Annotated in this window: 7 protein-coding genes and 1 pseudogene; 1 reads left to right on the top strand and 7 read right to left on the bottom strand. The window is 67.0% G+C overall.

The features are described from left to right. Window positions 1-43 precede the first annotated feature (43 nt). The 7 genes from BN948_RS18695 to gyrA all read right to left on the bottom strand — a co-directional run bounded on the left by BN948_RS18695 (window position 44) and on the right by gyrA (window position 10,013). Window positions 44-367 (bottom strand): integration host factor subunit beta, encoded by a 324-nt coding sequence (locus BN948_RS18695; RefSeq protein ID WP_009517676.1) that lies wholly within the window; start codon window positions 365-367, stop codon window positions 44-46. Between the two features lie 10 nt (window positions 368-377). Next, complete coding sequence (rpsA, locus tag BN948_RS18690) at window positions 378-2,069, bottom strand: 30S ribosomal protein S1 (protein ID WP_272945553.1); 1,692 nt, start codon at window positions 2,067-2,069, stop codon at window positions 378-380. A 176-nt stretch (window positions 2,070-2,245) separates the two neighbouring features. Beyond that, window positions 2,246-4,288 (bottom strand): bifunctional 3-phosphoshikimate 1-carboxyvinyltransferase/cytidylate kinase, encoded by a 2,043-nt coding sequence (locus BN948_RS18685; protein WP_009517678.1) that lies wholly within the window; start codon window positions 4,286-4,288, stop codon window positions 2,246-2,248. A 14-nt stretch (window positions 4,289-4,302) separates the two neighbouring features. Beyond that, window positions 4,303-5,181, bottom strand: coding sequence for a prephenate dehydrogenase (locus tag BN948_RS18680; RefSeq protein ID WP_035623168.1), 879 nt, complete (start codon window positions 5,179-5,181; stop codon window positions 4,303-4,305). Beyond that, on the bottom strand, window positions 5,181-6,281 hold the full coding sequence (pheA, locus tag BN948_RS18675; protein ID WP_009517680.1) for a prephenate dehydratase: 1,101 nt from the start codon (window positions 6,279-6,281) through the stop codon (window positions 5,181-5,183). Before pheA ends, BN948_RS18680 begins: the two co-directional genes overlap by 1 nt. A gap of 4 nt (window positions 6,282-6,285) precedes the next feature. Next, window positions 6,286-7,377, bottom strand: coding sequence for a 3-phosphoserine/phosphohydroxythreonine transaminase (serC, locus tag BN948_RS18670; RefSeq protein WP_009517681.1), 1,092 nt, complete (start codon window positions 7,375-7,377; stop codon window positions 6,286-6,288). Further along, window positions 7,377-10,013 carry a DNA gyrase subunit A gene (gyrA, locus tag BN948_RS18665; RefSeq protein WP_009517682.1) on the bottom strand — a complete coding sequence of 879 codons (2,637 nt, stop codon included), beginning with the start codon at window positions 10,011-10,013 and terminating at the stop codon, window positions 7,377-7,379. Before gyrA ends, serC begins: the two co-directional genes overlap by 1 nt. Before the next feature lie 262 nt (window positions 10,014-10,275). Between gyrA and BN948_RS18660 the strand changes: the two are divergent. Continuing rightward, a pseudogene (locus BN948_RS18660) lies at window positions 10,276-10,517 on the top strand (outer membrane protein OmpA); the annotation flags it as partial.

Genomic DNA, 10,517 nt, shown 5'->3' with positions numbered 1-10,517 from the left:
ACATCCCCTCAAGTGGTGGGGGACGATTGTAGCGAGGGGGTCTTCAGCCCGTGCGCTGCTTGTCCTCGTGCTGCTGCATGAGGGCGGTGCGCTCGTCGACCTGCTCGCGCAGGGCCTTGCCGGGCTTGAAGTGGGGCACGCGCTTCTCGGGAATCATCACGCTCTCGCCCGAACGCGGGTTGCGTCCGATGCGAGGCGAGCGGCGATTGACCGAGAAACTGCCGAAGCCCCGGATCTCGATGCGGTGGCCCTTCACCAGGGCGTCGCCCATGGCGTCGAGGATCGCCTTGACGGCGAACTCGGCATCTCGGTGGGTGAGCTGGCCGAACCGGGCGGCCAGGGCTTCGACAAGATCGCTGCGGGTCATTGGACGCGGATCAGCGGCCGTTGCCGTTGTTGTCCAGCTTGGCGCGCAGCAGGGCGCCCAGGCTGGTGGTGCCGGCGTTGCCCGAGCTCTGGCTCAGGTTGGCCATGGCTTCCTGCGCGTCGGCGTTGTCCTTCGCCTTGATCGACAGCTGGATGTTGCGCGTCTTGCGGTCCACGTTGACGACCACGGCCGAGACTTCGTCGCCTTCCTTGAGCACGTTGCGCGCGTCTTCGACGCGGTCGCGGCTGATCTCGGAGGCGCGCAGGTAGCCCAGCACGTCTTCGCCCAGGTCGATCTCGGCGCCCTTGGCGTCAACGGTCTTGACCTTGCCGGTCACCACGGAGCCCTTGTCGTTGACCGACACGAAGGTGGTGAACGGGTCGCCGTCGAGCTGCTTGATGCCCAGGCTGATGCGCTCACGCTCGACGTCGATGGCGAGCACGACCGCTTCGACTTCCTGGCCCTTCTTGTAGTTGCGCACGGCTTGTTCGCCGGCTTCGTTCCAGGACAGGTCGGACAGGTGCACCAGGCCGTCGATGCCGGCGGCCAGGCCGACGAACACGCCGAAGTCGGTGATCGACTTGATCGGGCCCTTGACGCGGTCACCGCGCTTGGTCTGCTCGGCGAATTCGTGCCAGGGGTTGGCGCGGCACTGCTTCATGCCCAGGGAGATGCGGCGCTTGTCTTCGTCGATGTCGAGCACCATGACCTCGACCTCGTCGCCCAGCGACACCAGCTTGGAAGGGGCCACGTTCTTGTTGGTCCAGTCCATTTCGGAGACGTGCACCAGGCCTTCGATGCCGGGCTCGAGTTCCACGAACGCGCCGTAGTCGGCGATGTTGGTGACCTTGCCGAACATGCGCGTGCCTTGCGGGTAGCGGCGGCTCACGCCCAGCCACGGGTCGTCGCCCATCTGCTTGAGGCCCAGCGACACGCGCTGCTTCTCGGTGTCGAACTTGAGGATCTTGGCCGTGATTTCCTGACCGGCCTGCACCACCTCGCTGGGGTGGCGCACGCGGCGCCAGGCCATGTCGGTGATGTGCAGCAGGCCGTCGATGCCGCCGAGGTCCACGAACGCACCGTATTCGGTGATGTTCTTGACCACGCCGTTGACGATGGCGCCTTCCTTCAGCGTTTCCATCAGCTTGGCGCGCTCTTCGCCCATGGAGGCTTCCACCACGGCGCGGCGGCTCAGCACCACGTTGTTGCGCTTGCGGTCGAGCTTGATGACCTTGAATTCCAGGGTCTTGTTCTCGTAGGGGGTGAGGTCCTTGGTGGGACGGCTGTCGACCAGCGAGCCCGGCAGGAAGGCGCTGATGCCGTTGACCATGACCTTGAGGCCGCCCTTGACCTTGCTGGTGGTGGTGCCGGTGACGAATTCGCCCGATTCCAGGGCCTTCTCGAGGGCCATCCACGAGGCCAGGCGCTTGGCCTTGTCGCGCGAAAGCAGGGTGTCGCCGAAGCCGTTTTCGACGGAGTCGATGGCGACGGACACGAAGTCGCCGACCTGCACTTCGAGTTCGCCCTGGTCGTTCTTGAATTCGGACAGCGGGACGTAGGCTTCCGACTTCAGACCGGCGTTGACCACCACGTGGTTGTGCTCGATGCGAACAACCTCGGCGGTGATGACTTCGCCCGCGCGCATTTCGGCGCGCTTGAGGGACTCTTCAAAGAGGGCGGCAAAAGATTCAGACATGGAAATTTCCTGAAACCGCTTGGCGTGTCGACGCGGAGATGCCCTGGAGGGAGCAGCGCGGGTGACGACGGGTGGGCGGTGTGACGTTGTGCCGTGCGAAACACGGCGGGTTGGTTGACGATCCCTGGGACCTGCGGACGGGGAACATCCGGCGGGGTCTTCGGGGCTTGCGGGTTGCCTTCTCAGCGGACCGGGAAAGCCTGTTGGCCGTGCCAGCGTTTCAACACGAATTGCACCGATTGCTCGATGTCCAGTTCGGAGTTGTCCAGCAGCACCGCGTCTTCGGCCGGCTTGAGCGGTGCGTGCGCGCGGTTCATGTCGCGTGCGTCGCGTGCCTCAAGGTCGGCCAGAAGGTCTGCGAGTATAGCCGGTATTCCCTTTGAAATCAACTGCTTATGGCGCCGCTGCGCGCGCTGCCCGGCGCTGGCCGTGAGGTAGATCTTGAGCGGCGCGCCCGGGAAGATCACCGTGCCCATGTCGCGCCCGTCGGCCACCAGGCCGGGCAGGCGGCGCATCTGCAGTTGCAGGTCGACCAGGGCGGTGCGTACCTGGGGCACGGCCGAGACGCGTGAGGCTGCCATGCCGGCGGATTCGGTGCGCAGGGCCTCGGTGACGTCTTCGCCTTCCAGCCAGGTTTTGCCGGGAGTGAAGCGGACATCCAGCCCGGCGGCGAGGCGGCCCAGGCGTTCAGCGTGGGCGGGCTCGCGCAGGTCGGCTTCGGTGGTGGACAGACCCTCGCGTTCGGCGGCCAGGCCCACCAGGCGGTACAGGGCGCCGGAGTCGAGCAGGTGGTAGCCGAGACGTGAGGCCAGTTCGGCCGCGAGCGTGCCTTTGCCCGACGCGGTGGGGCCGTCGATGCAGACGACGGGAATGCGCTCGGCCGGCGTGTGGCACACGCTGAAGAGGGTTTCGAAGTAGTCGGGGAAGGTCTTGCCCACGCACTTGGGGTCTTCGATGCGCACGGGCAGCCGCGCCGGGTTGAAGGCGGCGAGCGAGAAGCACATGGCGACGCGGTGGTCGTCGTAGGTGTGAATGTTCGCCTTTTTCCAGGCGGTGGGCGGGGTGACGCGAAGGTAGTCCGCGCCTTCTTCGATCGTGGCGCCGAGCTTGCGGCCCTCGATGGCCATCGCAGCGATGCGGTCCGTTTCCTTGACGCGCCAGCTCGCGATGTTGCGCAGCGTGGTGGTGCCGTTGGCGTAGAGCGCCATCACGGCCAGCGTCATGGCTGCGTCAGGGATGTGGTTGCAGTCGAGGTCGATGGCCTTGAGCGGCCAGGTGTCGCGGCGCACGCGCAGTGCGTTGCCTTCGTCCACGACCTCGGCGCCCATGAGGCGGGCCGCCTCGACGAAGCGGATGTCGCCCTGGATGGAGTCCAGGCCCACGCCTTCGATGACGATGCCGTCGGTGCCCGGCGTGGCCGGCGCGATGGCGCCGAGCGCGATGAAGTAGCTGGCCGATGAGGCGTCGGCCTCGACGGCGATGCGCCCCGGGGAGGCGTAGCGGCTGCCGCGCGCAATGGTGAAGCGCTGCCACCCCTCGCGGCGCACGCGTACGCCGAAGCGTTGCAGCAGGTTGAGCGTGATCTCGATATAGGGTTTGGAGATCAACTCGGTGACGACCTCGATGACCACGTCGTGTTCCTGAGCCACCAGCGGCAGCGCGAGCAGCAGCGCGGTGAGGAACTGGCTGGAGACGTCGCCGCGCACGCGGATGGGCTCGTTCAGATGCAGCGGGTGGGGCGCGCCGTCGCCCAGGCGAAGTGGGGGGTAGCCCTCGGTCTGCAGACATTGCACCGGGCAGCCGAGCTGGCGCAGCGCGTCCACCAGGTCACCGATGGGGCGTTCGTGCATGCGGGGCACGCCGGAGAGCTCGAAGCGCGCGCCCTGGGACGCGGCCATAAGGGCCAGCGCGGCCGTGAGCGGGCGCATGGCGGTGCCGGCATTGCCCAGGAAGAGCGCTGCCTCGCGCACCGGCAGACGCCCACCCAGGCCCTGCACGCGCACGCTGGCCGGGCCGGCTTCTTCAATGGCGCAGCCGAGCTGGCGCAGGGCCGCGAGCATGACGCGCGTGTCGTCGGAGTCGAGCAGGTCCTCGACCAGGGTGGGGCCATCGCTCAGTGCGGCGAGCAGCAGCACGCGGTTGGAAATGCTCTTGGAGCCTGGCAGGCGCACGCGGCCCCCGGCGCTGCTCAGGGAAGGAATGTCAAGGCTGGGGATGTCGAACATGCGCGGTCGGCGGCTCAGCCCTGGGGCTTGATGGCCGTCATGCGCCAGTTCGCGCGCGCTTCGCTGGCCTGGTCGATCAGGGTTTCGAGCGCGTCGGGGTCGTTGTTCTTGATCGCGGATTCCAGCTCTTGCAGGGCGCGCAGGAAATGGCGCGACTGCGTGATCAGCTCTTCCTTGTTGGAGAGCAGGATGTCGCGCCAGATGGCGGCGTCGCTGGCGGCGATGCGGGTGAAGTCGCGAAAGCCCGGACCGGCGAGCGCGAGGAAGTCATTGCCCTCGGGCTGCTTCTGGATGGCGCTCATGAGCGCGAAGGCCAGTAGGTGCGGCAGGTGGCTGATGGCGGCGTAGGCGGCGTCGTGGCCCTCGGGCGTCATGCGCTTGACCTGGCAGCCCAGCGCGCGCCACACCTTCTCCGCCTTGTCCACGTGGGTGGGGATGGTGCGTTCGATGGGCGTGAGGATGACCTGGCGGCCGGTGTAGAGGTCCGGGTCGGCGTGGTCCACCCCGGCGAGTTCCTTGCCTGCGATGGGGTGGGCGGGCACGAACACGCCGACCTGGTCGCGCAGCACGCGGCGCGCGGCATCGATCACCTCGCGCTTGGTGGAGCCGACGTCCATGATGAGCACGTCGTTGCGCACCAGGTGGCGGATGGCCTTGAAGGTGGCCTCGGTGGCGGCCACGGGCACGGCGAGCAGAACCAGGTCGGCGCCCGAGACGGCGAGCAGCGCGGACGGGGCCTCGACGTCGATGACGCCGAGCTGGCGGGCGCGTTCGGTGGTGGAGGGCGACTTGCTGTAGCCCACCACGCGCTTGACCAGGCCGGCGCGCTTGAGCGCAAGCGCGAACGAGCCGCCCATGAGGCCGCAGCCGATCAGTCCGAGTTGCTCAAACATCATTCCGTCACCGGGTAGGCGCCCAGCACCTTGTAGAAGGCGCACAGGCGTTGCAGTTCATCGAGCGCGGCCGCGACGTGCGGCTGCGAGGGGTGGCCGGCGAGATCGATGTAGAAGTAGTACTCCCATTGACCGGACTTGGCGGGGCGCGATTCGAAGCGCGTCATGGACACGCCGTGCTGCTTGAGCGGCACCAGCAGGTCGTGCACGGCGCCGGGGCGGTTGGGCACGGAGACCACGAGGCTTGTGCAGTCGCGCCCGCTGGCGGGCGGCATGGCCAGGGTCTGCGGCAGGCAGATGATGGCGAAGCGCGTGCGGTTGTACGCCTCGTCCTGCACCGCATGGGCCACGATGTGCAGGCCGAACTGCGCCGCGGCGCGCTCGCTGGCCAGGGCCGCGAAGCGCGGGTCCTCGGCGGCCAGGCGCGCGCCCTCGGCGTTGCTGGAGACGGCGCGGCGCTCGGCGTTCGGCAGGTGCTGCGACAGCCAGCCCTGGCACTGTGCGAGCGCCTGAGGGTGGGCCATGACGACCTCGATGCCGTCCAGCGATGCGCCACGGCACAGCAGGTTGTGGCGCACCAGCAGGCTCACCTCGCCCACCACGTGCACGGGCGAGCGCAGGAACAGGTCGAGCGAGCGCGCGACCACGCCTTCGGTGGTGTTCTCGACGCCGACGACGCCGAACTGGGCGGTGCCCGCGGCGGTGGCGTGGAAGACCTCGTCGAAGCTGGCGCAATGGATGAGGTTGGCGGCGCTGCCGAAGAACTCGACCGCGGCCTGTTCGCAGAAGGTGCCCTGCGGGCCCAGCACGGCCACGCGCTGGGGCGTTTCCAGCGCCAGGCAGGCGGACATGATCTCGCGCCAGATGGACGCCACGTGCTGGTTGAGCAGCGGGCCGGGGTTGGCGGTCTGGATCTTCTCGATGACCTGGGCCACGCGGTCGGGCCGGAAGAAAGGCGAACCTTCCTTGCGTTTGAGCTCGCCGACCTGCTCGGCCACCAGCGCGCGCTGGTTGAGCAGGCTCAGCAGTTGCTGGTCGATCGCGTCGATCTGGACGCGCAGCTCGCCCAGCGCTTCGGTTTGTTGCGGGTGGGATGCCATGGGGTCAGGCCATTTCCTTTTCGAAGTCGCGCAGGTAGCTCACCAAGGCCTGCACGCCTTCGATGGGGATGGCGTTGTACAGGCTGGCGCGCATGCCGCCCACCGACTTGTGCCCCTTGAGCTGCAGCAGGCCCCGCGCCTGCGCGCCGGCCAGGAAGGCGTCGTTGCGCGACTCGTCCTTCAGGAAGAACGGGATGTTCATGCGCGAGCGGCACTCGGGCGCGACGCGGTTCTCGTAGAACGGCGACTGGTCCAGGAAGTCGTAGAGCAGCTTGGCCTTGGCGATGTTGCGCGCTTCCATGGCGGCCACGCCACCCTGGCGCTTGAGCCACTGGAAGGTGAGGCCCGCCATGTAAATCGCGTACGTGGGCGGCGTGTTGTACATCGACGCGTTGTCGGCCACGGTCTTGTAGTCGAACGCGCTGGGGCAGATCGGCAGGGCGTGGCCGAGCAGGTCCTCGCGCACCACGACCAGGGTGAGCCCGGCGGGACCGAGGTTCTTCTGTGCGCCGCCGAAGGCCAGGCCCACGCGCGACCAGTCGACCGGGCGCGAGGCCACGTGCGAGGAGAAGTCGATCACCAGGGGGGCGTTGCTGCCCAGGGCCTTGAGATCGGGCAACTCGTGGAATTCCACGCCGTGGATGGTCTCGTTGCTGCAGACGTGCACGTACTGCGCGTCCGGCGAGAGCTGCCAGCTGGCCGGTGCGGGCAAGGTGGTGTGGTGGCTGTCAGCGTTGCTGGCCGCGAGGCGTGCGCCGGCGTAGCGGCCGGCTTCCTTTTGCGACTTCTGGCTCCAGCTACCCGTGACGACGAAGTCGACCACGCCGCCGCGCGAGAGATTCATCGGCACGATGGCGTTCTCGGCCAAGCCGCCGCCTTGCATGAACAGGATCTTGAACTGCGGGGGCACCGCGAGCAGTTCGCGCAGATCGGCCTCGGCCTGAGTGGCGATCTCGCCAAAGGCCTTGCCGCGGTGGCTCATCTCCATCACGCTCATGCCACTGCCGTGCCAGTCGAGCATCTCGCGCGCGGCGATCTCGAGCACCTCGGCCGGCATCGCGGCCGGGCCGGCGGAGAAGTTGTAGGGCCGCGCCATCACGCGGCCGGTGCGGGTTCGCCGCTGTCGGGCTCGCCACCTTCGGGTGCGTTGGCGTCGTTCTCGACGATGCGCTGCAGGCCGGAGAGCTCGTCACCGTCGTCGAGCGAGATCAGCGTCACGCCCTGCGTGGCGCGGCCCATCTCGCGGATCTCGGCCACGCGGGTGCGCACCAGCACACCCTTGTCGGTAATCAGCATGATCTGGTCGTCGGTGTGCACCAGCGTGGCGGCCACGACCTTGCCGTTGCGCTCGCTCTGCTGGATGGCGATCATGCCCTTGGTGCCGCGGCCGTGGCGCGTGTACTCGCCAATGGGCGTGCGCTTGCCGTAGCCGTTGACGGTGGCGGTCAGCACGCTCTGCGTCTCGTCCTCGGCCACCAGCATGGCGATCACGCTCTGACCGTCTTCCAGCATCATGCCGCGCACGCCACGCGCGTTGCGGCCCATGGGGCGCACGTCGTTCTCGTCGAAGCGCACGGCCTTGCCGCCGTCGGAGAACAGCATCACGTCGTGGTGACTGTCGGTCAGCGCGGCGCCAATGAGGTAGTCGCCTTCGTCCAGGTCGACGGCGATGATGCCGGCCTTGCGCGGGTTGCTGAATTCGTCGAGCGCGGTCTTCTTGACCGTGCCGCCCGCCGTGGCCATGAACACGTAGTGATCGGCCGGGAAGCTGCGGAACTCGCCCGTGAGCGCCAGCACCACGTTGATCTTCTCGCCTTCGGCCAGCGGGAACATGTTCACGATCGGCTTGCCGCGCGAGCCACGCGAGCCGCTGGGCACCTCCCAGACCTTGAGCCAGTAGAGGCGGCCGCGGTTGGAGAAGCACAGGATCCAGTCGTGCGTGTTGGCAATGAAGAGCTGGTCGACCCAGTCGTCTTCCTTGGTGGCTGTCGCCTGCTTGCCGCGTCCCCCGCGCTTTTGCGAGCGGTACTCGTTGAGCGGCTGGCTCTTGATGTAGCCCGAGTGGCTCAGCGTGACGACCATGTCGGTCGGCGTGATCAGGTCCTCGGTGGCGAGGTCTTGCGCGTTGTGTTCGATCTCGCTGCGGCGCGCGCCCAGCTTGGTCTGGCCGAACTCCTGGCGCACCGCAATCAGCTCCTCGCTGATGATGGTCGAGACGCGCTCGGGCCGGGCCAGGATGTCGAGCAGGTCGTCGATCTCGGCCATCACCTCTTTGTACTCGGCGACGATCTTGTCCTGCTCCAGGCCAGTGAGGCGCTGCAGGCGCATCTGCAGGATCTCCTGGGCCTGCGTCTCCGAGAGGCGGTACAGGCCGTCGCCCTGCATGCCGTAGTGGCGGTCCAGCCCGTCGGGACGGTAGTCGTCGGCGTTCACCGTGCCGCCATCGGCCTTGGCGCGCGTGAGCATCTCGCGCACGAGTTGGCTGTCCCAGCTGCGGCTCATCAGCTCCGACTTGGCCACCGGCGGCGTGGGCGACTCGCGGATGATGCGGATGAACTCGTCGATGTTGGCCAGTGCCACGGCAAGGCCTTCGAGCACGTGGCCGCGTTCGCGCGCCTTGCGCAGGTTGAAGATGGTGCGCCGCGTCACCACCTCGCGCCGGTGCTCCAGGAAGACGGTGATCAGGTCCTTCAGGTTGCACAGGCGCGGCTGGCCGTCGACCAGCGCCACCATGTTGATGCCGAAGGTGTCCTGCAACTGCGTCTGCTTGTACAGGTTGTTGAGCACGACCTCGGGGACTTCGCCGCGCTTGAGCTCGATCACCAGGCGCATGCCGGATTTGTCCGACTCGTCCTGGATGTGGCTGATGCCCTCGATCTTCTTCTCGTGCACGAGCTCGGCCATGCGCTCCTGCAGCGTCTTCTTGTTGACCTGGTAGGGCAGTTCGTCAACGATGATGGCTTGCCGCTGGCCCTTGTCGATGTCTTCGAAATGGCATTTGGCACGCATGACCACGCGGCCTCGGCCAGTGCGGTACCCATCCTTGACGCCTTGCACGCCATAAATGATGCCGGCGGTGGGGAAGTCGGGCGCCGGGATGATCTCCATGAGTTCGTCGATGGACGCCTCAGGGTTCTTGAGCATGTGCAGGCACGCGTCCACCACCTCGTTGAGGTTGTGCGGCGGAATGTTGGTGGCCATGCCGACGGCGATACCCGCGCTGCCGTTGACCAGCAGGTTGGGCAGCCTCGTGGGCAGCACCAGGGGCTCTTTCTCGCTGCCGTCATAGTTCGGGCCGTAGTCGACCGTTTCCTTGTCGATGTCGGCCAGCATCTCGTGCGCGATCTTCGAGAGCCGGATCTCGGTATAGCGCATGGCCGCGGCGTTGTCGCCGTCGACCGAGCCGAAGTTGCCCTGGCCGTCCACCAGCATGTGGCGCAGGGAGAAGTCCTGGGCCATGCGCACGATGGTGTCGTACACCGCGGAGTCGCCGTGCGGGTGGTACTTACCGATCACGTCACCGACGATACGGGCCGACTTCTTGTAGGGCCGGTTCCAGTCGTTGTTGAGTTCGTGCATCGCGTACAGCACGCGCCTGTGCACCGGCTTGAGCCCGTCTCGCGCGTCGGGCAGGGCACGGCCCACGATCACACTCATCGCGTAGTCGAGGTAGCTCCGGCGCATCTCCTCTTCCAGACTGATGGGCAGGGTTTCTTTGGCGAATGAGGTCATGGAGGAAGGACGCTGGTAGGGACCGTGCAATGCAGCAGAAGATTTTAATCGGCGTGATTCGGCCCTTGGATTCGACGCTCTTGTTGTACATGGGCAACGGATGTCGCATCGGGGTCGTAGGCGTTGTCTGACTTTGAATGCCCGGGATTGGCGCGTGGATCCTTGTGGCACAATGCCCCGAGCGTTTTGGAGTGCTCACATCCAGGCGCCGCTAATCTAATTACGTCACGCAGGTCGTCTGCGGCTTACCTAGAGGAAAACCATGAAGAAACTCAACCGAGTGGCAATGCTGTTTGCAACCGCCGCCATGGCAACGGCTGCTGGCGCCCAGACCATCGACAACTGGCGCAACGGCACCAGCGAACTGGTGTGGAAGAACGGCACCAACGAACTCTGCTGGCGTGACGCCTCCTGGACGCCCGCGACCGCTGCCAAGGGTTGCGACGGCGCCATCGTGCCCATGGCCGCTCCGGCCCCGGCTCCCGCCCCGGCCCCGGCTCCTGC

Origin of the sequence: Hydrogenophaga intermedia (genome assembly GCF_000723405.1) — a bacterium.
In the GTDB taxonomy this organism is placed as follows: domain Bacteria; phylum Pseudomonadota; class Gammaproteobacteria; order Burkholderiales; family Burkholderiaceae_C; genus Hydrogenophaga; species Hydrogenophaga intermedia.
The sequence above is the reverse complement of the archived record's forward strand: the minus strand, read 5'-3'. Positions and strand labels throughout refer to the sequence as shown.